The organism is Paenibacillus sp. FSL P2-0121, assembly GCF_037975345.1.
GTDB lineage: Bacteria > Bacillota > Bacilli > Paenibacillales > Paenibacillaceae > Paenibacillus_AQ > Paenibacillus_AQ odorifer.
In genome coordinates this window covers 651,527-676,919 of sequence record NZ_CP150245.1, presented here as the reverse complement: position 1 = coordinate 676,919, position 25,393 = coordinate 651,527, and the positions used below count along the sequence as shown (strand labels likewise).

The following is a 25,393-nucleotide window of genomic DNA, read 5'->3' as shown; positions in this document are numbered from 1 at the left end:
TTTCAACTGTTTGTCAGATAATATTACAGCAGTACTTACTAACTTTATTATACATTCATACTCTGTGAAAGCAAGAGATGCTGTAGAGGGTGATTCAATCTACGAGCGAACCCCGCTGGGTTCCTCCTTATCCAATGGGAAGGAGATCGTAAAAACCGTGCCCTCTCCTTCTACAGACTCTACATTTATTTTACCGTTATGCCGCTCCACAATACTAAGACACAAGGATAAGCCTAGACCTGTTCCCTGAATTTTCGTCGTAAAAAAGGGTAAAAACAGCTTCTCGCGTTGACTTTCTGACATACCAACACCGCTATCGGTGACAATCAACTCCACTTTATCATGAGTACTGCGTGTCTCCAGCGTCAGCACCCCCTTGGGTCCCATAGCCTCCATACCATTACGTCCTAAATTGAGAATAAGCTGCTTGATTTCCCGGACATTTAGTTCCAATTCATGCAGTGATGGGCTCAGCTTCAGTTCAACACTTTGACCGCGAAGATTAGCATCAGCCCACAGCAATGGACTAACTTCTTCTATAATATGGTGCAGCAGCACCTTCTCTTTATCAGAAACCCGGCTCTGTGCCAAGGATAAAAAATCATTAATAATACTATTAGCGCGGTCCAGCTCTTCCATCACAATCTGATAATAAGAATCCAATTCTTGAGCACTCTTTTCTCTCATCAGCTGCAAAAAACCCCGAACTACCGCCATAGGATTACGAATCTCATGGGTAATTCCAGCAGCCATCTGCCCGACCAAGCTCAAACGTTCCACATGATCCAGCTCTACACGTAGTTTTTCCTCATTGGTCATATCCTGCACAATAATTACAGCACCACTTGTTACCCCTGAGCTCTTATGCATTAACGGCGCTGAATAAATCTGATAGATGCGCGACTCATGAATCATTTTTTCACTGGAACGCCGTTTAGAGCGGATATTATCACTTACCCGCATATAGGCCTGTGTATCCACTGAGCTGTGAAAAAACTTTTTTACCGGTTCGTCAATAATATCCTCTTTTCGCAAATTGGGATAATGAGTCCTCATCATTCCTAACATACAATCATTAAGATCAGTTACAACTCCGTGTTCATCCAGAGACATAATACTCAGAGGGACTACATTGGTAATCTGCTGCAGCTTCTCGGACTCCCACTGGAAACTTTCACTGATACTCTCCATTTGTACTTTATCCCGCAATCTACTTCTAACCATCTCAACAAAATATACAAAAACACCACCTAAAGCGATGGTGAAAAACAGATATACCGTAATCAGAAATGCTTGCACGGAATTTGATTCATATATATTTTCCCCGCCTATAATCGGGACTAACGCAATAAATAGCATGCTTGGACAAAGAATCATCCATAACATACCGATCTTCTCAACTACTGTACCTTTCTTAAAAGGTTTGGCCAGTCCAAACAGCAGCGGATATAATAAAACCCCTGAATTCAATATCACGTTACTGATTCCTGTAGGCTCCGCAATGATTACATTGCAGATAAGCAAGAAAATGGACAGCAAAATGCCCGAACGGGTAGTTCCATATAAAATACCAATATACGCAGGGATTAATCCTAAATTCAAATAGGCTACACCAAACAGAGTTGTCGAAAGAAGAGAGCACAGGATAAGACTAAACGTACACGCCAAAATTAAAAAGGTCTGATCATTTGGGAGCTTCCCCTTTTTCCGAGTCACAAATCTACGGTCCACCCACCATTGAAAAAGAAAAAGAAAGGAGCATGCTGCCGATATTTGCAATAAGATATCCTTAACCGCACCAATAATTACAATCACACCCCAAAATGGACAAATTACCCTACATGCTTAGATTAAAGCACAGGATTACTCTCCTGACAACGATAATCACCTAATGATTGGACAAGACTGGTTACATGTGAATCAGAATGGTATGATTCCGTTAGGAATACCCGCGGAAATCGCTTCCGTGTCTTAACATGTAAAGGAGTAAAATTTCATGAGCAATTACGATGTGATCGTCATTGGGGGCGGCCCTTCGGGTCTAATGGCAAGCGTGGCCGCTGCAGAACACGGGGCATCCGTTCTGCTAATCGACAAGGGAGCAAAACTAGGCCGAAAGCTCGGAATATCTGGTGGCGGACGCTGCAATGTTACCAACGTCAAGGAAAGAGACGAGCTAATCGCCCATATTCCAGGAAACGGGCGTTTTTTGTATAGTGCCTTCGACCATTTTAATAACCAGGATATCATCGCCTTTTTTGAAGGTTTAGGCATTGCATTAAAAGAAGAAGATAACGGGCGGATGTTTCCCGTTTCCGATAAGGCCTCTAGTGTCGTCTCTGCCCTAATCAGCAAAGTACGGAGTCTAGGCGTGCAGATTATGACCGACAGTCCCGTCTCAAGAATAATCTATAACGAAGAGGCTGTTAAGGGAGTCCAGCTGAGCTCGGGCAAGACGATCGCCTGCACTGCTGTTATCATCGCCACCGGAGGCAAGTCTGTACCACAGACCGGCTCCACTGGAGATGGCTACCCTTGGGCAGAAGCCGCAGGGCACACGATCACCGAGCTGTTTCCGACAGAGGTGCCGATTCTTTCACGGGAAGAATGGATTAAGTCCGGCGAGCTGCAAGGCCTGTCGCTACGTGATGTAGCCCTCACTGTGTGGAACCCTAAAGGAAAGAAGGTCATCTCTCATCGAGGAGATATGATATTCACCCATTTTGGATTATCAGGACCCATTGCACTGCGGTGCAGCCAATTTCTGAGACAAGTCCAACGTAAATCCGGCACAGATACGGTGGAGATGTCCATTGATCTCTTCCCTGATCTGAACACACAGGAAGTAGAATCAATGTTGCAGGATAAGCTGGATCAGGAACCTAAGAAAGCAATCCGCAATTCGCTAAAAGGGCTGTTGCCAGAGCGTCTCATCCCCCTCTTGCTGACTAAAGCTGACTTAGATGGGGATATAACCGGTCATCACGTCTCCAAGAATGGATTGCTTCTATTAGCTGGGATTTTGAAACGCATGCCGGTTTATGTGCATGGCACCCGTTCCCTATCCGAGGCCTTTGTTACCGGGGGCGGGGTAAACCTGAAGGAGATCGATCCCAAAAGAATGGAATCGAAGCTTATGCCGGGGTTATTCTTCTGCGGCGAGGTACTCGATATCCATGGCTATACAGGAGGCTACAATATAACAGCGGCCTTCTCAACAGGATATACAGCAGGCAAGCACGCTGCTGACATTCGACTGGGATAATCTCTAATGCAACGTGAATATCCTCCAAGCAGCTTACTACTTTGAAAATGGCGGTCTGCGCGATTCTCTCATTAATTGGAGAATCGCTCCTCTGTTTTGGGTTCCTCAGCTGCTATGTGGAGCGTCTGTCCTAATCAGCTACTGCGGCTTCGGACCCAGATGACGTTATTGGCGAATTTATCACCTTATGGGCAGTGTTTCGGACTCCAACGACGCTATTCATTATAACGAGGCTCATATAGGGTGTTTTTCATGGCAATAGCAACTATGGAGTCCGTTAGCATCCCAAAAGTGGAAAAATAGTATGTTTAGGGGCAGCTGTGTCCCATAGGCTAGCTAGGTACCTCGTACGTACGTGCGCACAATAGATCGAATCAAGACAACAAAAGAAGAGTGCTCCAGCAGCCTTTTCACGGCTTATGGGGCACTCTTCCGTTCTATTTATATCTTTATTTCGCTAAGCGAAATGTTCCAAATATTCTAGAGCTAAACAGTGCAACGATATAACCTAGCGGGATGAACAGGATAATCCCAAACCATCCATATAAGGAAATACAGATCAGCGCAGAACAAATGATTGAAAAAGGAAGCAGTAAGATAGGGACCGCACGCAGCCCCGCTTCGGCTTTTTGTTCCTTTGTAAACGGCAGAATTCCGATGTAATCATCTCCCACGAATAACGACCAGAACGACAACAGCCAATTGGTCATGAGAGAAACTAAAACTATAAAGCCCAGCCATTTGAACCCTGATGGAATGATAAATATCGCTAGAAGGGACACAGCAGTAAACGATAAGTAGAGCTTTAAATGGGCAGGATTCCGTACAAGGGCCTTAATCGCTGCCGCAGAGAAACGGCTCTCGGCAGTTTTTGATTTTAGCAAAGGCTGTGATTTCCGGAAAATCCACGGCTTATGGCGGGTCGGACGTGGCTTATCCAGTACGCCGCGGAGTAATAGGGCCGCTATTTTCATCCGCTGCTTATAATCTTCACGCACATCGTTCATGAACGTCCCACGCATCACTATACGCCGCTGAAGAGCGATTACCGCTACGACTGCAAAGAGTGCTGCAATCAGCAGCATAAAAACTGGACTGTTGTTCCAAAACGTAGCTGCACGGAAATAAATCCCACAAGGAACGGAGATGGCCAGAATCAGCCACAGCCAGCGCCGCCAGCCTTGCTTTTGTACTTTTACAATATGCCCCAGTAATTTAATGCACCAGCTACATGCCAGAGTCAGAGCGAACAGCGCCCATACCTCGGATGACAGCATTCCATACCCCCGAACCAGAAAAGGTAATAACAGCACAAAAGCTGCACAGAACTTCAACGATGTTACGATCAGGCTGTACAGCAACCCGCGGAACATGATCGTATTTATCCATCGCTGCCGTTGTCTTAGAAATAATAGATCGCCTTCCTGCAATAATAGCACCAGTCCCCCTCTACAGAGCAGGAGCACAAATAATGAAGGAATCAGCATAAACGGCAAATCTGCACTCCAAGCTGGCAATGCCTCGTTCCAGAACCCGTAATATAACCGTCCTCCCAGAAATCCCCCGGGAATCAGTATATATAACAGCACAGTCCAATCGGCAGCCGTACGAATAATAGCAGATTGCTCACGCCAATGAGAAAATAATCGCCGCCAGAATAGCTTTTTGGAGGTAGGAAAAGCAAACCCTCGCTGCTTCTGCTTACTCATGTCAGTTCGTCGAAGCAATCAAACAACGACGCCTCCGGCAACCCAGCATAATCACGTATATCTTCGAGCGTTCCAGCAGCGGCAACCCTGCCACCCGAGATCAGCACAAAATCATCGCAAATTTTCTCAGCAGTATCCAATACATGCGTAGACATTAATACACCAGCTCCGCGCTGCCGCTCCGCTTCCAGCAGTCGCAGGAAATCTTTAGTGGCCCGAGGATCCAAGCCGATAAAAGGCTCGTCCACAATATAAACATCCGGCTGTACCAAAAAGCCAAGCATCAGCATCATTTTCTGTTTCATACCCTTAGAGAAACCAGCTGGAAGATCATCACGGACATGATTCATGCCGAACTGCTTCAGTAACCTCTCCGCCGTTTCTTGAAACTGCTCATATTTTAGTCCATAAGCAGCAGCAGCCAAATCTAAGTGCTCCCATAAGGTCAAGTCCTCATAAAACACCGGCTGCTCCGGTACATAAGCATAGGATTTATTAACTCCATTAAAGGAGACCTTAGCTTTGGTATTCTTAAGCAAACCGAGCAGTGTTTTGATTGTAGTACTTTTTCCCGCACCGTTTGGTCCGATCAGTCCGAGCAGCTGTCCACGCCGCACCTGAAATGAAATATCGAATATGCACGGGGCACCTGCTTCATAGCCTGCTTCATCGATCTCAACATCGAGTACAATCTCTTCGTCGCTCTCGGTATCCCCTGTTATTTCTACATTCTCCATATTCGCCAACTCCTAAATATTTCTAATGAATATTATTATCGAAATTCCAATCCAGAAAGATAGCTTCTCTAATCGTACTATATATACTTTTTCCAAGGAAGCAAACTGATTTTTTCACAGCTCAGAGAACTACTCTCCTATTTAAAAAAGAAACCTCCCATTAAAGAGAGGTCTGTCCGAGAAGCTCTAGGTTATTTGTTGCTGAAATTTCTTCTTCACGTTTAATTGCCGCTTCATCTCTACGCTCGATTTTACCACGCAGCATTAACAGTAACACTCCGAGCAGGGCTGTAAGCAAACCAGAGAGAATGAAAGCCGGGACAGGTCCTGACGCTGTAACTAAAGCCCCACCGGCCACAGGTCCCAAGATAACAGCCGCACTTGTTAGACTGCCTATAGTTCCAAATACACGGCCCGTGTATTCCGCAGGGGTCCGCTGTTGCAGCATAGAATTGAAGGGAATGAATGCAAGGCCTGCTCCCACACCAGCAAACATAAAAGAACCAAATAAAGCGATGTTCATCCATAATCCAGCCTGACCGTGGGCAGTTACAATTCCTGCACTTGAGAAAACAACCCCCATAATTACAGCTCCCAATCCCATAAAGACGAGCGTATGTTTACCACTGCCTATACGGCTTACAAGCAGGGCTGACAGTAAGGTGCCAAGACCACTGGCTGCCACACACCAACCCAGCAGATCACCGTTCACACCCGGAATTTCCCGGAATAACGTTACAATCTGCGAATCACCAATTTGCAGCATTAGCAGCACTAGCACCAGCATAGCAATCCCGCAAAGTACTACAGGCATTCCCGCGATCACCTGCAGACCCGCCGACATTTCTTGGCGAAAAGACTTCTGAGCACCATTCTCCCCTGTGCTATCCTCTGCTGCATCTTTCTTCAGTGCAGCCGCACGCGGCAGTCCTATTAAGATGACCGCCGATAAAATGAAGGTAGCCGAGTCAATCACATAACAAGCGGCAATACCAAATGCGGCAACCAGCAGTCCACCTAGAGCAGGACCTACAATTTTGGTTATTTGTTCAATAGATGAGCTAAGCGCCATGGCTTTATCCATCTGGGCCGCAGGGACAAGCTCCTTGAGCTTTCCGCTTTTGGCTGGTGAAAAGAGTACATCCATGATCCCTTTAGCCACCAGCAGGACATATACCTGCCAGAGAGAACCTGCAAATACCAAACAAACAACGATTCCGGCACGAGCTAGATCCGAACCAATCATCAGCGCCTTGCGGTTAAAACGATCACTTAAATAACCTGCGAACGGTCCTCCTAAGAGCAACGGCACAGCCATACATAAAGATATAGCCGTAATTTCCCACGGTGTCGCATTCCATTTAAAACCTACCATTGTCAGTAGCGCTAGGATATGCAACCAGTCTCCCACATTCGATACAAGCTGTGCGGCAATAAGCAGCATAAAGGGCTTATTCGCCTTTAGCTTTCCTTCTTTTGAATCATGAGCCAGCCGTTCCTCCATCTTACTTCACTCCCCGTTACTATTTCTCGATGAAGTAATAGTAAAATATTGGAGAACATCAATCATCCGTCTGGAGGCGTAAATAGCGCTTGAACCTAAGGCTGAAATTCTTATCCTTTCAAAGACTGAAATCAAAAAAACCTTCGTTTTTATCGTATTTAAAAAATTGTTTGATTTTTAATAATTAAAAGTGTGCTCATTGTGACAAATCACATGTTCTTCATTCGCTCTTTCACGTATTCTAAGGTTATCTCAAGGTTCGTTGCACAGGTAACCCGTGCACTAATGACTATTGATTGCAAACTGTGCGATGAGTTCACACATGATTAACGATAGAGGGTGGAGAAGCATGATACAATCTTACGAACGTGATACGCAATTAACACTACATTTGTACCGGGTATTTGCCAAGTCTTTTAAGAGCATTAATGAACATGCTGTTACCGGCAGCAAAATTGAAGGTTTTAATCCGACTGCCTTTGCCGTTATGGAAGTGTTGTACTATAAGGGACCACAACCCATTCAACAAATTGGCGCCAAGCTGCTGCTGCAAAGCGGCAACGTTACTTACGTAATCGATAAGCTTGAGGAACGCGGCTATTTGCAGCGTAAGCCTTGTCCGAGCGACCGCCGTGTGATTTTTGCGGAGCTGACTACGGAAGGTGAACGTCTCATGAATGAGATGTATCCGAAATATTCAGAACGCCTGCATCTTGCTTTCAGCGGTCTGAATGATGATGAGAAGGAACAAATGATTGTTCTGCTCAAAAAGATGGGTCTACAAGCTGAGAAGCTATCCCCTCTTCCTCGTAAGTAAGAGTCGCTTATTTATGTGTTTTAGACAAGCTGTTATTGATTTCTGTTAATAGTAAAAAGAAAACCAATAGGCGATTCTCCGATTTATTTGAGAATCGCCCATTGGTTTTCTTTGTTCTGCGGCAGCTTACTTGAGCAGATGATATAAGTCCTTATGACCCCTCTGAGCAAAATTTGAGTGCCTTTTTACAGCCTCCGTTAGCCGAACATTAGTTGAGAACTGATCAGTTAGGGCAGTAAGTCGATGCCGAAGACGGACCTTGAGATCCGCTTTTGGCAAACCTCGGATCATAGTCATCCTTATTCGGCAGGACTAGCGAGCACACTTCCGACTGGATTTGGCGTAGCACACCTCCGATTGGACTTGGCGTGCACGCTTCCGATTGGACGTCCCTTCTAGCTAACCGTAACTATAACTCTCAGTAAAATCCACTTTTGATATAACCCGCTATATTTTCGCCGCCCGATCTTGATGGGAACCTGAGCAGTAACTAAAGGAATAACTGCATTCTATACAGCTATTTCGTATGCAAATCGGATTATTCTAACTTTAAGTGTATTCTGTACAATTAAAAACCAGAAAAAGTACCCCTAGGCGAGTAAATCAAGAAAATAGATGTACTAAATACAGCTATATCCATTGAAGAGTTAACGGCAGGATTATAGTTGTACAAAATACAACTAAATTTGCCTAACGATTGCTTCCACTGCTTCCATCGACGCTCTACTCTAGAGGTTGCATCAATCTGGCGTGCCACCCATCCGTTATTCCATGTGTCATTCCATGTGTCACTCCATACGTCATTCCATGTGCTACTCTCCGTTAGTCCATGCGTCTTTCCGTGCGTGATTCCATGCGTCTTTCCGTGTGTCATTCCATGTGTCTTTCCGTACGTCACTCCATGCGTCATTCCATATGCCACACCGTCGGTCATTCCATGCGTCACTCCGTACTCCACTCCAGGGAGTTAATTCGTATGGTTCAACCACTTTAACACGCTATCTACCTAATAAGTTATGCCTTTTTCAAGGACGATGAAGCATCCTCTACTGAAGGCACACCCTTGCGCAAACCCCAGGAAATTATCAGCGACAAAACAGCGAAAACTGCCATTACGATAAATAATGAATGAAGACCACCTTCAAGGGCATCACGCAGACTGTTTGATACTTCCCCAGACAGGTTGGTTCCTGCATGTGATCCAAGCAGCTTATTAATATCATCTCCTGAGATGTTCGAATCTGGTTGTTTTCTTAACAGCTTATCAATATTCAAGTTCAGCCAGGAACCAAAAATAGCCACCCCAACAGTCTGTCCTAAAGAACGCGTGAACGCATTAAGCGCTGTAGATGCTCCCCGTTGCTCATACGCAACAGAGGACTGCGCGATAATCGTAAAGACTGTAGAAGAATACCCAAAGCCAACTCCACAGACCAGCATCAAGCATAAGAGCAGCAGCTGTGAAGACTCCCCTGTTAAGAAAGCCAGACCAATAGCCCCGGCAGCGATCATAATCAATCCAAGCATTGCGGTTCGACGCGAACCCGCTTTTAGAATCATCCGCCCTCCGGCGATCGAACCAAACATCCAGCCTACCGACATCGGCGCCAGTAGCAAACCTGAGATGGCGGCGCTTTTTCCGGATACACCCTGCACCCATAATGGCACATACGTAGAAAGCCCAATAATTAATGTGCTTACCAGCAGGTTAGCGCCTGTAGATACTGCGATATTGCGGTTCGAGAATAGACCCAGCGGCAACATAGGTTCAGGAGCACGACGCTCCACAAAGAAAAATAAGACTAGCAGGATAACAGCCACACTTAGAGTTGCAATTAGCAGTGGGGATGTCCACTCCAGATTCTGTCCTCCTGTGGAGAGACCGAAGAGTAATGCGCCCATACCAGCAGCGAACAGCAGCACCCCTGCCACATCAATTTGTGCTTTCCGGCGTACCTTTTCTTCCTTCAAATAACGGGCAATAAATACCATTGCTAGTAAACCAAATGGCAGATTAAAGACAAATACCCAGCGCCAGCTTAGGTAATCTACAACATATCCTCCAAGAAGAGGGCCTACCAAAGAGGAAATCCCCCATACAGAGCTAAGTAATCCTTGTGTCTTCGCTCTCTCTTCAATACTGTAAATATCCCCGATAATGGTAAAGGTCATTGGAATGAGCGCACCCGCGCCAATCCCCTGTATTGCCCGGAACAGGATCAGCTGCTCCATACTTTGCGAAATACCGCATAATAATGAGCCTAATAAAAAAACAGCTGCCCCCCACATGAACACCGGCTTGCGTCCAAAGAGGTCACTGATTTTGCCGAAAATAGGAGTAGTAATAGCCATTGCCAGCAAATAAGAAGTGAATATCCAGCTAAGCCACTGCATTCCCTGAAATTCACCTACGATAGCTGGACCCGCTGGTCCTGTTACCGTTCCTTCAATCGCAGCCAAAAAGGTAGCTAGCAGCACCCCTATCAGTATTAATTTACGTTCTAAATCCCCTGTTGACTTCAATGTTCCAAACCCTCTCTTTATGTAATCAAATCATTGCCATTCCCCACGCAGAAGCGCATGCAGAGTCACATCCTGAAAGCCGGAAGGGGTCTGACGATATTGACGCAGTATACCTTCCTTCTGAAATCCGAGCGTTTGAACCAGCCTCTCCGCACGATTATTATCAGGATGACACAGCGCTTCTATCCGATTCAGCCCCATCCTATTGAAGCCGAAGTTGAGCACTAAACCAAGCGCTTCTTTCATATATCCAAGCCCCCAAAAGGCAGGCGCCAGATCGCAGCCAATTTCCCCGCGGTAAGCTCCCTGTAACTGCCAATAGTTATACCCGCAGCTCCCTATAACTTCACCTCCGGGTCCTACAATACTCCAGCGTAAGCTGTCCTCTTCCTGAGCCATCTGTGATAAAAATGCAATCAGTTGCTTAGTCTCTTCGATAGAGGATAATGCTGGAGCCCCCAGCCAGCGGGTGACCTCTGGATGAGACCAGATCTGATACAATGCTGAAGCATGTTCAGTAGTCATAGCACACAGCTTCACTCTACTGCCGACCAGTGTGGGTATCACTCCATTGCAGATATACAAGTCTCTGCCCCCCTTCAACTTATCAATTATACATCATTCAAGAGTATATCCTTAAGATAAAAGTTCTAAATTCTTTAACATTGAAAAGAACAAATTCTACGCGTTAACGTAAAAAGACGTCTGCAGCAGGGAGCAAACACTCCCTAAATGCAGACGTCTTTTTATTAAACTTAACTACAATGATTTCATTCCGCTTCATGAATAACTTCACTGCATAACACCTGAAGTTTGGCTCGAATATCCTTGAACTCTTCAATTCCAGTCCCCGTAATACTGTACCCTTCGGTATGGGCAGTCAGAAAGTTGTCCAGTGTCAGCTTTTCCAATTCCTGTTTCACTTCGCGTTCTCCTACACGATACCCCAGATCTTCAAGTCCGAGCAGCATCTCTGAGATCGTCACATCTTTATCCCGTGCACAATAAAGCATATGAATTCCTATGAACAAGTTCTGTACATCAGCGCGCATATTCCACCTCTTCCGGCTATATAGCCTTCGGTATTTATACTAGCATTACCCTCTGACCGATCCCCGGAAACATTATTGTGGCTGTTCCGCATTTCATGGACTTCAAGGAACATTCCATATTGTTACAGATTGGTATTGTCGCTTGACGTATTATGTCTAGCTGTACTATGTTGATAATTACAGTTATGAGTTCATATTTGAATTTAAAGTACAGGAAGGTGATGCTTCATGTTTCAAGCTATGCCTTACGATGGAACACGCAACGAGCAGTTTGAAGCGGTTCTAATCCAACTAGAAGCATTAGTAAAGGACGAACCAAGTGCTACGGCCAACCTGGCCAATGCTTCGGCACTGCTTAAACACGCTATGCCGGATACGAATTGGGCCGGTTTTTATTTATTTGATGGCAAGGAGCTTGTGCTCGGGCCTTTCCAAGGTCTTCCTGCCTGCATCCGCATCCCGTTGTCTCGTGGAGTCTGCGGAACGGCTGCTGCGGAACGACGCACGTTAGTAGTTGGAGATGTGCATGCATTCCCGGGACATATCGCCTGTGACGCCGCTTCAAACAGCGAAATTGTTGTCCCGCTGATCAAGGATGATCGTTTGCTTGGCGTACTCGATATCGACAGTCCGCTGAAAGATCGTTTTGATGATGAGGAACGCCGGTTCCTGGAGCGGTTCGCAGCCCTGGTATCGGAAGTTATCTAAAGCAGCTCTGCCCTATAGAGCATAAGAAATAGGCTGTCTCATTTGTAGGAATCTCCTACTTATAAGACAGCCTATTCTTGTTGAGCCTATAGCCGTACCGGACTGATATTCCAAATCTCCGCGGCGTAGCGGCTAATCGTGTTATCACTTGAGAATTTACCGGAATGACCAATATTTATAATAGACTTTTTCAGCCACTCCTGACGGTTGCGGTATGCCCGGTCAATCTCGACATGAGTCTCGACATAACTTGCGAAATCCTTAAGCACAAAGAATTCATCGTTATTATCCAAAAGAGAATGGAAAATGGTCTCAAACTCCGCACCATGACAGCATATAGGTCCCGGATTAACCAACTGATCCAATACTTCCTTCACACGGCTATCCCCATTGTAGATATCACGTGCGTGATAGCCGCCATGCTGATAATAATCCATTACCTGCTCAGCACGAAGACCGAACAGGAACATATTGTTGTCCCCTACCATCTCATGCATTTCCACGTTAGCACCGTCCATCGTACCTACGGTTAATGCACCGTTCATCATAAACTTCATATTCCCCGTACCGGAAGCCTCTTTACTCGCTGTAGAAATCTGTTCACTAATATCCGCAGCAGGAATGATCTTCTCGGCCAAGGATACCGAATAATTCTCAAGGAAAAAGATACGGATCTTGCCTTTAACATCCGGATCCTTGTTGACAGCCTCCGCCACAGTATTGATCAGCTTGATAATTCGCTTCGCCAAATGATAGCTTGGTGCCGCCTTTGCTCCGAATATAAACGTGCGCGGTACCATATCCATCGAAGGATTATCTTTGATTTGGTTGTACATATGCAGAATATGCAAAATATTTAGCAGCTGCCGCTTATAAGCATGCAGGCGCTTCACCTGAACATCAAAGATAGAGTCGGGGTCTACATGTACTGAATGCTTGCTGTAAATGTATTCAGCCAACTTGAGCTTATTCCGCCGTTTAATGCTGGCTACTTGTTCCTGAAAGGAAGCATCCTCACAATATTTAATCAAACCAATCATCTCTTGCGGATGGCTCATCCAGCGGGTTCCTATCGATTGATTGATAAGGTTAGCCAGATCCGGATTGGCATGCATCAGCCAACGCCGGTGAGTAATCCCATTCGTCTTATTATTGAAGCGGTGCGGGTACATTTCATTAAAGAGCCGCATTTCGCGTTTCATCAATATTTCTGTATGCAGCGCTGCTACCCCATTGACACTATGGCTCGCCACAATCGCCAGATGAGCCATGCGAACCTGATCGTCATGAATAATTGCCATCTGTGAAATCCGGTCCTGATCGCCGGGATAACGACTCATCAGCTCGCCGCAGAAGCGGGCATTAATCTCTTCAATGATAAGAAAAATACGTGGAAGCAAGTCCCTGACCATTTGAATAGGCCATTTCTCCAGGGCTTCGCTCAAGATCGTATGATTTGTATAGGACACCATACGAGTTGTAATACTCCACGCCTCATCCCATCCTAATCCATGTACATCCATCAGAATCCGCAGCAATTCAGGAATTACAAGCGTCGGATGTGTATCATTGATATGAAGCGCAACCTTGTCGGGCAGCGATTGTATAGGGAGTCCAAGCTTTCCAAAGGTTCGCAGAATACTTTGCAGGCCAGCGCTGCAGAGGAAGTATTGCTGCTTCAACCGCAACAGCTTGCCTTCGTATTGAGAGTCATCCGGATACAGGAACTCCGAGATGGATTCTACGGAACGCTTATATTCCAGGAATTTATGATAGTCTGATCCGGCAAAAGAGCCAAAGGTTCTGGTAGGCTGGGTGATGGACTCCGCGCTCCAGTTGCGCAGTGTATTCACATGCCGCCGATCTGCACCAATGATAGGCACATCATACGGAACTGCACGAACGGCCTCATATTGACTATGCTCAAAGATAAGCCGCCCGTTCTCCTCCCGAGTCTCAATCACGCCCCAGAACCTTACTTCTACCTGCTTGTCTTCACGACGCACTTCCCATACATTATCATTTTGCAGCCAGTAATCGGGCAGTTCCACCTGATACCCGTCAACGATTTTCTGCTCGAACAGGCCGTATTTATAACGTATGCCGCAACCATGCCCCGCATATTGCAGGGAGGCCAGTGAATCCAAGAAACAAGCAGCTAGACGTCCAAGTCCTCCATTGCCAAGCCCAGCGTCGGCTTCTACCTCCTCAATATCCTGCAGCGAGAAACCAAGATCGGCCAATCCCTCACGCACGACCTCCAGCACGCCCATATTCAGCAGATTGTTCCCCAGAAGTCTTCCGATCAGAAACTCCATAGAAAAATAGTATACCTGCTTATCCTTATCCGTCTTGTACTTTTGATTGGTATCCGCCCAATTTTTCCCGGCATTCTCGCGAATCATGTTGCCTAATATTTTATAGACATCAGCATTCGAGGCTTCCTCCAAAGGTTTGCCCAATTTACTGATGAGCGTCTCGCGAAACACCTGTTTGAAAGTTTCTTTATCGTTAAACAACAGCAGGTTCCTCCTGACAAAAGCTTTTTTTAGGGATGCATTAGACTATGCCTGTAGATCAGATAGGTTATACTGTTTCGTTTCATCTAATCCAGTTGGTTTATATTTTGCTGCTCTTGGCGATGACAAATGGACGTTTACTATCCCCGACGAGAATTCGATTCTTACTTAAATGTACGTCCTTATCCATGATCACATTCTCAATAACAGCATCTTCCTCTATAATGCACTTCTGCATAATTACAGAGTTGATGATCTTCGCTCCTTTACGTACCTGAACCCCACGAAAGATCACGCTGTTCTCCACCGTTCCCGCTATAATGCAGCCGTTAGCCACCAGTGAATTGCTGACATTTGCGCTCTCTAAATATCGGGTAGGAGCCTCATATTTAATCTTCGTCTGTACTGGACTTTCTTTGAACAGACTAAAGTAATTCTCCTGCTGAAGCAGCTCCAGACTATTCTTATAATAGCTTTCCAATGAATTAATTACGGCATGATAGCCATGATACTCATAAGCAGCGATTTTGAATTTATGGCGGTTTTTCTGAATGACATCACGGAAAAAGTAGCTCTCCCCATGTGCAATGCAATGTTCCACCTGCTCCAGGAACAGTTTTTTCTCCATAATGAAGATATCGAGATATAAATTGGGATGATCCTTCTCATGATGGATATTGGTCACATTATTCTCTTCGTCCACTTCAATACGCTGGCATAACTCATGCTCTGGCTGCAATTGCTCTATTTTTTTGTATACTACTGTAACATCGGCACCCTTCTCCAAATGGTAGCTGTACAAGTCCTGGAGATCGATAGTATTAATATGCTGGCTGCCGGAAAACACAATATATTTAGCAGATCCCCGTTTAAAAAGATCCAGATTATTATGATAATGCTGAAGGTCGCCAAGAGAAGTATCGGTGGGATCATTCCAGTCCGGAGGCAAAATAAATAGTCCCCCATGCTTGCGATTCATATCCCAAGATTTCCCGTCACCCAAATGGTCCATTAAAGAACGATATTTACGGCGAACAAACAGGCCCACGCTCTCTAGATCCGCACGCATCATATTGGAAAGCACGAAATCTATCAACCGATAACGACTGGCAAAAGGTACGGCTGCACCACAGCGGAAATAAGTGAGTTCATTTAGTTTATCGAGTTCATGATCCAGATTAATTACACCCATGAGTTGCTTCATCGGAATCCACCGTCCTCTTATAATTTATAAGAAAGTATAAGTTTCACTATATACTTTATCCTTATAAATCTCGCATAAACGCTTACCGTCCCTAGAAGGACGCCGAAGGCGTTTTAGCTTGATTATATGGTTTTGGCCACAGCTGATTTACGTTTCTTGCTTTTATTGTCGATCAGCAGAATTTCGTTCTCGTTCTCCCGCTCGATGCCTATTTCCATATAATCGTCGATTACCGTATTCTCACTAATAATCGCTTTATGAATGCGTACGTTCTTACCAATCTTAACCTTAGGCATAATTACGGAGTCCGTAATCACACTGCCTTCACCTACCTCTACGCCATAAAAAAGAACCGAGTGCTTCACTTCACCATGCACAATGCAGCCTTCATTAATAATGCATCCTGACACTTTCGCCCCAGGTGCGACATATTGAGCAGGTTGATTCGGATTACGTGTAAATATGCGCCAGCTGGGATCATTTAGATTAAGCGGTGGATTATCGCTCAGTAAATCCATATTCGCTTCCCACAGGCTTGCTACCGTACCAACGTCTCTCCAATACCCTTCAAAAGGGTACGCAAATAAAGAGTTCCCGTCTTCCAGCATCAAAGGGATGATATCCTTACCAAAATCGTGAGATGACCCTATATTCTCTCCGTCCTCCAGTAAATGCTTGCGGAGAATTTCCCATTTAAAGATGTACACACCCATAGAAGCTAGCGTGCTTTTTGGCTGTGCAGGCTTCTCTTCAAATTCGTAAATTTTCAGATCGTCCTCCGTATTTAAGATTCCAAATCGACTTGCTTCCTCCAGCGGAACGTCAATCACAGAAATTGTGCAATCTGCATTTCTCTCCTTGTGGTATTGCAGCATAGCATGATAATCCATTTTATAAATGTGATCACCGGATAGAATAAGAACATGCTCAGGGTCGAACTGATCTACAAATTTAAGATTTCGATAAATCGCATCGGCTGTTCCCCGATACCAGCTGCTTCCATTCTCACGTTCATGCGGTGGCAATACGAATACTCCACCATTCTTACGGTTCAAATCCCAATCACTGCCTACTCCGATGTAAGAATGTAGTATAAGTGGCTCATACTGTGTCAATACACCGACAGTATCAATACCCGAGTTGGAGCAGTTACTTAAAGGAAAGTCGATGATCCGATAAGTGCCCCCAAAATAGACAGCGGGCTTGGCAAGCGATTTGGTTAAACCTTTCAATCTTTTGCCTTGGCCTCCAGCCAATAGCATGGCTACCATTTCTTTTTTCTTCATGGAAAAGCCTCCCTTGACTTATGGGTAATATAAAGTTCAGCAAACCTAGGATGAATGAACAGAATTCCAAAAAGAAGTGAATTAGAAAAGAAATACACCAGAAAGAAATGAGCCTTGATAGGAAGATGACAAAGTTGAAAAAACGAGGAAGGAAATTTTACACGTTCGGATGATCTAACCTAAAATAGGGAGAGCATTCTCCAAAATCAGGAGCCTGAATCAGGAGATTATCCTTATTGTAAAGTGTTCTATATTCTTCGTCAAAACCCTTTATCGCAATTCCGAAAATCCGGAATTTTTAACCCTGTTTGTCATTAAACACGTTAATATTCCTTATAACTAGATTAACCAATTTAAAGCCATGTGAAAGAAATTCACTCATTTATTCTAGAAAAAGAATCATTCGGTCTTCAGCAAACATTCAACCGGATATGGCATAATGAAGCTATCTATCACCGATTTGGAGGAACCTATGATGAAAGCAGTACAAGGAGTTCGACTTCTGCTCGTAGATGATGAGCCTCATATATTACAGTTCCTGGAGCTGGGTCTCCTTAACGAAGGTTTTGAAGTACGAACCGCGTCGGACGGGCTAAGCGCCATTTCGATTGCAGCTGAATTCAAGCCCCATGTAGCTATCCTGGATGTTATGATGCCGGGTATGGATGGATTCGAGGTATGTCACTATCTGCGCTCAGAAGAGACAGAGGTAGCTGTCATCATGCTTACTGCAAAAGACGAAGTGGATGATCGCGTAAAAGGACTATCTATTGGTGCTGACGACTATATGGTCAAGCCCTTCAGCTTTGATGAATTACTAGCGCGGATCCAAGCGCGGCTGCGGAATCAGTTTCCGGGGCTGCTAGGTGAGGTCCGCTGCGGTCCTTTCCGAATTGACAGTCGGCGAAAGGAAATTCGCTTCAGGGAGGAAGTACTTGAACTCTCCCCTACGGAATACGAGTTATTACAGTATCTCGTTATCAATCACGGCCTTGTACTCAGCAAGCCTATGATTCTTGATAAAGTGTGGGGCTATGATTTTGGCGGTGAGGAAAATATTGTTGAGGTCTATATCCGTTCGCTTCGTGAGAAGCTCGGAGATAAGGAGCACCGTATTATCCGTACCCTGCGGGGCGCAGGCTACCGGGTCGATCTATGAGCACTCCCATCTTCAGATGGCTTCGCAGACTGCCTGCACCACGTTCCCTGCGTAAACAGCTGCTTGCCACATCGCTGCTTATTCTATCAGGATTGCTGCTGCTAATTGGAGTCTTACAATATATCCTTATGCGAGATTTTATATACAGCAATAGAGCCGAGTCTATGGAAGCGCAAATACGTTCTGTCCCCCGTGAGATGTTTTTTAACTTTTTTAATTCCTATGACGAGGATAGCACAGGCATAAATGACACGAACAACGAGTTTAACAGCAATTTCCCGTTGGAAAGAGAAGACATGAATAAAATGCCAAGTGGGCTGCGAACTGGCGAGAACCGGCGCCCGCTTCTGCTTGATGCCCATACAACTCTCGCCATGTACAGCTCGGATGGCACCTTCAGGGATTTACAGCAATTAACCCTCTCAGATATAGCAGCACCCAGGCTGACCAATGAGCAATACGATGCGCTGCTGATTCACACCACGGATAGGGCGACAGGAAATTACAAGCTCATCCAAGCTGAAGACGGCACTGAACATCTAGCCATATTCATGAATCTTTATAGGCCTGGAAATACTAGATTGCTGCTGCAAATGAGTGTGAGCACGGGGCCATTGACGGATGTGATAATGCAGCAGCTGCTGATCTACGCAGGTTTGTCAGTGATTGCTTTATTGACTGGATTATTCCTATACTTACCGGCCCTGCGAAAGACGTTAGTTCCTCTATCTAATATGGGAGAATCGGCTGAGATCATTAATGCCGGTAATTTGGACATTCGGTTTCCAGTTGACCAAGGACAGGCCGAGATCGACAAGCTTGCTCATTCATTCAATGGTATGCTCGAACGTCTCGAAATATCCTTTCATAATGAACGGGAGGCCAAGGAGCAGATGCGCAGGTTCGCTGCCGATGCTTCCCACGAGCTTAGAACTCCGCTTACCTCAATTCACGGTTTTCTTGAGGTCTTACTGCGGGGCGCCGCCGATAATAAAGAACAGTTATATAACTCGTTGCGGAGCATGCATGGTGAATCGAAACGAATCAATAAGCTGGTCGAGGATCTGCTACTGCTCGCTCGGATGGACGGAGCTCCACAACTGCAGATGACTGATCTGATTCTCAGCGAGGTGATTCACGAAATGAAGCCGCATCTGCTTTTGCTCGCAGATCAACGGAAAGTTACATTTGATATTTCCTATGGCATCCGTGGTAAATATGATCCCTATAAGCTCAAGCAGGTGATTCTGAATCTGTTCCACAATGCAGTTCAGCATACCAATGCCACGACAGGGAGCATTCATCTCTCTTTGCAAGCGGAAGGAAATCAAGCTCTATTAAGCGTGCGGGATAATGGCTACGGAATTCCCGGAGAGCACATCCCACATATCTTTGATCGATTCTACCGCAGTGACTCCTCTCGCACACGTAAATACGGCGGATCAGGGTTGGGTCTCTCCATCACAAAATCTATTGTCGAGGCACATCACGGCAAGATTAGTGTAAATAGCACCGTTGGCGAGGGGACAACGTTTACGGTTAGCCTGCCTTGCGAGGAAGGATTAGCCAAGGAAGAGTAACAACCGTTATAATTAAGAGGAACTGGAGCATCGCTCCACAAACTTAAGCGTATGCTTTCGAAGTGAGTTTTGCTTCACAAAACCAAGCGTATGCTTTCGTTGCCAGTTTTGCTATGTAGTCCATTCTAAGGAGCATCGCTCCACAAAACTTTTAGGAGGTAAATACATGTACGAAATCGCCGTAATTGGCGCCGGTCCTGCCGGTGCAAGCGCAGCCCTGTTCGCCGCCAAGGCGGGCAAAAAAACGCTGCTGATCGACAACGATAAGGGCATGACCCGCAGAGGTTGGTTTGAGAACTTTTATGGAATTTCCGAAGTAGGTGGTCCTGAGCTGGTCGAAACCGGGCATAAGCAAGCTGTTAAATTTGGCGCTGAGCTGGTTTCCGAACAGGCTATCAACCTCACCTCCAGCGGCAATGGTTTTGTCATTGAAACTGAAGATGGAATTATCTATGAAGCAAAACATGTCATTCTTGCCACAGGCGCCCTTACAGATCTAGCTGCCAAAGCTGGCGTAGAGACTAAGGATGGTACAGAGCCAAGAATCAAAACTGTAGTAGCCGTTGATGCTGAAGGCAAAACGAATATCGCAGGCATTTGGGCAGCTGGTACTGTTGCTGGAGTAAGTGTACATGCCATTATTACCGCAGGCGATGGTGCGAAGGTAGCTATTAATGTAATTAGCGAGTTAAATGGTGCGCGTTACGTTGATCATGATGTGCTGAAAGCTTAATCTATACTCAAAACATAAATCCGGAGGATGATTCTTAGGAATCGGTCTTTCGGATTTTTTCGTCACCCAGGAGAAGCAAGTTACGAAATTTAAAAATAACTGCACTTGATGCAGCTATTTCATACAATAACACCCACACGGCTGTTTTAAGTGTATTTTATGCAACTAAAAACAGGCTAACTGAGCATTCTAGCTAAAATGTAAAGATATAGATGTATCAAGTACAACTAAATCGATTTGCAGCTGTCCCCCATACTTTTAATTGTATAAAGTACACTTATTTGCTCGTCCCTCACCGCCCTTTGAACACCACACGCAAAAAAACTGCTTCAAAACCTCATCCCACCACCGAAGCCGATGTTATGATCGTTTGAAACAGTTCCTCTCCCTCAACTGTGTATACTCCAATGCAAGGAATCCACTTCTTTTTCTCTTCCCTTAAGACTAGCAGCCAGCTCCTGCAAATACGGAACCAATAATGGGAGCAAATCCTCCCGCATCAAACCTACCTCCAGCGTGGCTTTAATGTAACCAAATTTATCACCAATATCATAACGTTTGCCGATTAAATCCAGCGCCAGCAATCCTTCTTGCCGGCATACCTCGTGCAAAGCATCCGTCAGTTGATATTCCCCGCCCGCTCCACGTTCGAGGTTAGCCAGTACTGAGAATATCGTAGGCTTCAAAATGTATCGCCCCATAATGGCGTATTCTGAAGGAGCTGTTTCAGGCGAGGGCTTCTCTACCAGTCCTTTTACTTCATGAACTCCATTTAGTGAGCCGCTGGAGGCTATAATCCCATATTTGTTAACCTCCTGCCGTGGCACCTGCTGCACACCGACGATAGTCTGCTCCTCTTGCTCATACAATCTCATCATCTGCAGCAGCGCCGGGTCCTCCGAAACCATAATATCGTCACCAAGCAAAACAGCAAAAGGTTCATCACCGATAAATTGTTCCGCACAAAGGATGGCATGGCCTAGTCCCAGCGGCTCTTTTTGCCTAATGTAATGGATGCTCGCTAGCTCACTGATTAGCTGGACTTCACGAAGTAGATCCTCTTTCCCTTTTTCCAAAAGCGTCTGCTCCAGCTCCACCGATTTATCAAAATGATCTTCAATCGACTTCTTATTGCGGCCGGTCACGATGATAATACTTTCAATACCAGAGCGGACGGCTTCTTCTACGATATATTGAATCGCTGGTTTATCCACAATGGGCAGCATTTCTTTTGGCTGAGCCTTAGTGGCAGGCAGGAAACGAGTGCCTAAGCCCGCGGCGGGAATGACAGCTTTTCTAATCTTCATCATGAATCCCTCCCTTGCAGTTTATTTACGGAGATGGGTCACAGGGTGCTCACGAATGTTCTTTTGCTGCCCCTTACCTTCATAGAACTCTTGGACAATATAAAGCGGACGTCCCTTAGTTTCGTCATAAATCCGGCCGACATATTCACCTAGTATTCCTAGCATAATGAGTACAAATCCGTTGAAGGTCAGCGTAATTCCAATCATCGAAGCCCAGCCCTTAACAACTGAGTCTGTAAAAATCACCAGGTACAAAACATACATAAGGTACAGAAAACCAGAAGCCGACAGCAGTGCGCCCAAATATCCTGCCAGCTTCAGCGGCTTATAGGAAAAGGAGGTGATTCCGTCCAAAGAGAGCTTGATCATACGTTTTAGTGGATATTTAGTTTCCCCCGCCAGACGTTCATCCCGTTCATATTCAATCGCCTTCTGACGGAAACCAACCCAGCTGACCAGTCCGCGCACGAAACGGTTTTTCTCCGGTAGACGTTTGAGCTCTTCGCAGACCCTACGATCTATGAGCCGAAAATCACCCGTATCCACAGGGATAGAAATATCGGTTGAATAACGCAGAATTCTATAAAAGAGGCTGGCCGTCCACTTTTTGAATAAGGATTCACCATTACGCTTCACCCGTTTAGCATATACAACTTCATACCCCTTCTTCCATTCCGCAATCATGTCCAAGATCAGCTCAGGCGGGTCTTGCAAATCAGCATCAATAATGACAACTGCATCCCCAAGGGCATAGTCCATTCCGGCAGTAATAGCGATCTGATGTCCAAAGTTACGTGACAAATCGATCAGCTTCACACTCTCATCCCAATAGCTATATTCCTCGATCATCTGGGCACAGTTGTCGGTGCTGCCGTCATTCACGAAGATCAGCTCATACACTTCCTCCGTCATTGCCATCACTTTTTTAATACGGCGATACGTTTCCTGAATGACTGCCTCTTCATTAAACATCGGTATAATAATGGAATAGCGCACGTTGATACTCATGAGCAGCTCCTCCTTTAATTTGAATGCTGAAGCGTGCCTGCAAATGTATTAGCACGCTTCGTACTCTAAAACACTGAACTAGTTAACTGTAACTTTGTATAACGTTCCGCTGTTACCAGCATCGTTTCCTGCCCAATCCGCTGCTGGAACCTCTGTACCATTGTCGGTAATCCAGGTAGATAGCGTAGAGTTCCCTCCACGTCCCCCCCCCATACCGCCGCTGCTCAGCAGGAAGTATTTCACCTTTCCACTCTTTACTAACGCCTCTAGGGTATCTGTGGTATATACTGTGTCCGAATTGGAAAACCCGTTCAGAATAACAACCGATGCCCCCTTATCGACGATATAAGGAGCTGCTGTGCCATAATCCAATACGGCAAACAGATAAGGCTCCCCAGTATTATTTTCCTCCAGATAGGACAACAGACTCTCATTCGCACTTGTGGCGCTATTACGTCCAAAGTTGCTAGAATTGCCGCCCATTCCTCCTCTGCCCTCACTGCTGCCTGGTCCTGCTTCAGGGGTTTGACTGTTCAGGCCATAAGTAATTGGGGTAGCTGCCCAGTAGAGCGGGCCAATTAACAATACTAGTACAGCAACAATACTTGCCGAGAAAACAAATGGCTTCTGCTTGCCTTTAAGAACGACCAGCACCAAAGAAACAACTATACCGGCAGCCAGAATGCCAATCGACCAGCCCCTGCCAATCGTATCGTCATAAGGATGAATAATGTACCATTGAAAAACTGCTGTAACCAGCGTCGCAACTGGCAATAGCCATGACAGCCAACCAGAGTGCTCACGATACAGACTCCAGAGCTTTGACCAGCCTGCACCGACCAGCGCGGCTATCGGCGGAGCCATCATCACCAGATAATATTGATGGAAGAATCCCGCAATACTGAAGAATCCCATCACCGGCACCAGCCATGCTAACCAGAATAGAGCTTCTTTATGCCCTTGCGTAAAGTTCCTTCTCCGCAGATTAGCGAATAATCCAATACAACCAAACAATACAAAAGGCAGCATCCAGCTTGCCTGACCTGACAGCTCTGATTGGAACAGGCGCAGTGGACCTGCGGTTCCAGTATTGAACATTCCACCTCCGCCGCCATTCATGCCGCCGCGTTGTCCTTGACCCCCACCTTCACCACCAAATTGCCGGTTTTGATTATCTGTTCCACCGCCGGGTGGTTGCCCTGGAGAACCTCCATCATCGGCGCCATTTTGACTGTCTGAGGTTGAATTCATACCTTGCCGACCCGAAAATGATCCACGTCCGCTATCCGTACCATTTTCAGCATCTGCCCCGTTCATAGCGGGTCTTTCACCGTTCATAGCTGGCATCTCGCCATTCATGTTCGGCATCTCACCACCATTCATTGAAGGCATTCCACCTCCGACACCACCTGTCCCCCGATCACCCGTCAATCGGGCGACACCATTATAACCAAAGGCAAGATTGAGCACGGAGTTAGTACCGCTGCTGCCGATATAAGGTCGTTTACTAGCGGGAATCGAATCCACTATCACTGCCCAGGATAACGAGACCACGAGTAATATAGCTGTCGAGGCCGCTAATACTCCAGTTTTTCGCTTCCAGTTCACTTTCGCAGCCAAGACATAAAAGAGATAAAAAGCCGGCAATACCATATAAGCCTGCAACATCTTCTCATTAAACCCAACACCGATTAAAGCGAATGCGGCAAGGAGACTGCCCAGCTTATTACTCTTCGTTCCTTTAAATAAAAACCAAACCGCCAACAGTAACGTGAATACTAACAGAGCATCAATGTTATTCGTCCGGCTAACAGCCGCCGCTACTGGAGTTGTTGCCATGGCCAGCGCTGCTAAACGTGCAGCTGCTTTACCAAAGGTAGGTTTTACCAGAAGGTATACGAGCAACACGGAGCCCACGCCCCCAAGCGCCTGAGGTAAAATCACACTCCAGCCATGCAGCCCGAAAATGAGTGCGCTAAGAGTCTGAATCCAAAAGGTGACTGGTGGTTTATCCACCGTGACTGAACCTGCAGAGTCGAGTGAAGCGAAGAAGAAATTATGAAAGTTTTGCAGCATACTTCCCACGGCAGTGGTGTAGTATGTATTCACATAGTGGTCATTCCAAACTCCATAACCGTACAAAAAAGCAGCGAGTATTAAAATGAGCCACAGTATAAGATCCGAGCTTATTTTTCTAGCAAAACTCATCTCCATTTCACTCCTATCCCTTGATCATTCTATATGCCGGCAGTTCTGTAACTCCGGCCCAAGCTTTCCGTAGG

At 45.8% G+C, this 25,393-nt stretch carries 20 protein-coding genes; 6 read left to right on the top strand and 14 right to left on the bottom strand.

Annotation, left to right across the window (positions count from 1 at the left end):
* Positions 1-99: 99 nt before the first annotated feature.
* Positions 100-1,602 (bottom strand): ATP-binding protein, encoded by a 1,503-nt coding sequence (locus MKY54_RS02970; RefSeq protein ID WP_081393520.1) that lies wholly within the window; start codon positions 1,600-1,602, stop codon positions 100-102.
* 394 nt (positions 1,603-1,996) lie between these two features.
* On the opposite strand from MKY54_RS02970, the gene MKY54_RS02965 reads away from it, so the two are divergent.
* Positions 1,997-3,265, top strand: coding sequence for an NAD(P)/FAD-dependent oxidoreductase (locus MKY54_RS02965; protein ID WP_339189410.1), 1,269 nt, complete (start codon positions 1,997-1,999; stop codon positions 3,263-3,265).
* A gap of 449 nt (positions 3,266-3,714) precedes the next feature.
* Here MKY54_RS02965 and MKY54_RS02960 read toward each other — a convergent pair whose 3' ends face one another.
* From MKY54_RS02960 to MKY54_RS02950, 3 genes are all read right to left on the bottom strand, one after another.
* Entirely contained in the window at positions 3,715-4,974 is a 1,260-nt protein-coding gene (locus tag MKY54_RS02960; protein ID WP_339189409.1) for an ABC transporter permease, read from the bottom strand.
* The gene (locus MKY54_RS02955; protein WP_036676805.1) at positions 4,971-5,711 is read right to left on the bottom strand and encodes an ABC transporter ATP-binding protein; all 741 of its coding nucleotides are present in this window, start codon (positions 5,709-5,711) and stop codon (positions 4,971-4,973) included. The genes MKY54_RS02960 and MKY54_RS02955 overlap by 4 nt, the downstream gene beginning before the upstream one ends.
* A 160-nt stretch (positions 5,712-5,871) precedes the next feature.
* The gene (locus MKY54_RS02950; protein WP_339189407.1) at positions 5,872-7,215 is read right to left on the bottom strand and encodes an MFS transporter; all 1,344 of its coding nucleotides are present in this window, start codon (positions 7,213-7,215) and stop codon (positions 5,872-5,874) included.
* Positions 7,216-7,564: 349 nt separating this feature from the next.
* Here MKY54_RS02950 and MKY54_RS02945 point away from each other — a divergent pair, with 349 nt between their 5' ends.
* A complete protein-coding gene (locus MKY54_RS02945; RefSeq protein WP_036676802.1) occupies positions 7,565-8,032 on the top strand; it encodes a MarR family transcriptional regulator in 468 nt (155 codons plus the stop codon).
* Between the two features lie 568 nt (positions 8,033-8,600).
* Here the strand turns inward: MKY54_RS02945 and MKY54_RS02940 are convergent.
* From MKY54_RS02940 to MKY54_RS02925, 4 genes are all read right to left on the bottom strand, one after another.
* Positions 8,601-8,978, bottom strand: a complete 378-nt coding sequence (locus tag MKY54_RS02940) for a hypothetical protein (protein WP_339189404.1) — start codon at positions 8,976-8,978, stop codon at positions 8,601-8,603.
* Between the two features lie 68 nt (positions 8,979-9,046).
* Positions 9,047-10,555: an MDR family MFS transporter gene (locus MKY54_RS02935; RefSeq protein WP_076124409.1), complete on the bottom strand. Its 1,509-nt coding sequence runs from the start codon at positions 10,553-10,555 to the stop codon at positions 9,047-9,049.
* A gap of 30 nt (positions 10,556-10,585) precedes the next feature.
* Positions 10,586-11,140, bottom strand: coding sequence for a GNAT family protein (locus MKY54_RS02930; protein ID WP_076279657.1), 555 nt, complete (start codon positions 11,138-11,140; stop codon positions 10,586-10,588).
* Between the two features lie 185 nt (positions 11,141-11,325).
* Complete coding sequence (locus MKY54_RS02925) at positions 11,326-11,607, bottom strand: hypothetical protein (protein WP_036676794.1); 282 nt, start codon at positions 11,605-11,607, stop codon at positions 11,326-11,328.
* A gap of 228 nt (positions 11,608-11,835) precedes the next feature.
* Between MKY54_RS02925 and MKY54_RS02920 the strand changes: the two genes are divergently transcribed.
* Positions 11,836-12,315 carry a GAF domain-containing protein gene (locus MKY54_RS02920; RefSeq protein WP_036676791.1) on the top strand — a complete coding sequence of 160 codons (480 nt, stop codon included), beginning with the start codon at positions 11,836-11,838 and terminating at the stop codon, positions 12,313-12,315.
* A gap of 86 nt (positions 12,316-12,401) precedes the next feature.
* On the opposite strand, the gene MKY54_RS02915 is transcribed toward MKY54_RS02920, so the two are convergent.
* The 3 genes from MKY54_RS02915 to MKY54_RS02905 form a co-directional block, all read right to left on the bottom strand.
* A complete protein-coding gene (locus MKY54_RS02915) occupies positions 12,402-14,834 on the bottom strand; it encodes a glycogen/starch/alpha-glucan phosphorylase (protein WP_036676789.1) in 2,433 nt (810 codons plus the stop codon).
* A 100-nt stretch (positions 14,835-14,934) separates the two neighbouring features.
* Positions 14,935-16,038: a glucose-1-phosphate adenylyltransferase subunit GlgD gene (glgD, locus tag MKY54_RS02910; protein WP_036676786.1), complete on the bottom strand. Its 1,104-nt coding sequence runs from the start codon at positions 16,036-16,038 to the stop codon at positions 14,935-14,937.
* 122 nt (positions 16,039-16,160) lie between these two features.
* Positions 16,161-17,324 carry a glucose-1-phosphate adenylyltransferase gene (locus MKY54_RS02905; RefSeq protein ID WP_038568594.1) on the bottom strand — a complete coding sequence of 388 codons (1,164 nt, stop codon included), beginning with the start codon at positions 17,322-17,324 and terminating at the stop codon, positions 16,161-16,163.
* Between the two features lie 475 nt (positions 17,325-17,799).
* Here MKY54_RS02905 and MKY54_RS02900 point away from each other — a divergent pair, with 475 nt between their 5' ends.
* From MKY54_RS02900 to MKY54_RS02890, 3 genes are all read left to right on the top strand, one after another.
* Positions 17,800-18,483, top strand: coding sequence for a response regulator transcription factor (locus MKY54_RS02900; RefSeq protein ID WP_038568592.1), 684 nt, complete (start codon positions 17,800-17,802; stop codon positions 18,481-18,483).
* Entirely contained in the window at positions 18,480-20,063 is a 1,584-nt protein-coding gene (locus tag MKY54_RS02895; RefSeq protein WP_076186276.1) for a HAMP domain-containing sensor histidine kinase, read from the top strand. Before MKY54_RS02900 ends, MKY54_RS02895 begins: the two co-directional genes overlap by 4 nt.
* A 166-nt stretch (positions 20,064-20,229) precedes the next feature.
* A complete protein-coding gene (locus MKY54_RS02890; protein WP_036676776.1) occupies positions 20,230-20,796 on the top strand; it encodes an FAD-dependent oxidoreductase in 567 nt (188 codons plus the stop codon).
* 389 nt (positions 20,797-21,185) lie between these two features.
* On the opposite strand, the gene galU is transcribed toward MKY54_RS02890, so the two are convergent.
* From galU to MKY54_RS02875, 3 genes are all read right to left on the bottom strand, one after another.
* Positions 21,186-22,106: a UTP--glucose-1-phosphate uridylyltransferase GalU gene (galU, locus tag MKY54_RS02885; protein ID WP_339189400.1), complete on the bottom strand. Its 921-nt coding sequence runs from the start codon at positions 22,104-22,106 to the stop codon at positions 21,186-21,188.
* A gap of 18 nt (positions 22,107-22,124) precedes the next feature.
* Positions 22,125-23,111, bottom strand: a complete 987-nt coding sequence (locus MKY54_RS02880; protein ID WP_076138397.1) for a glycosyltransferase family 2 protein — start codon at positions 23,109-23,111, stop codon at positions 22,125-22,127.
* A gap of 78 nt (positions 23,112-23,189) precedes the next feature.
* A complete protein-coding gene (locus tag MKY54_RS02875; protein WP_339189397.1) occupies positions 23,190-25,319 on the bottom strand; it encodes a glycosyltransferase family 39 protein in 2,130 nt (709 codons plus the stop codon).
* Positions 25,320-25,393 lie beyond the last annotated feature (74 nt).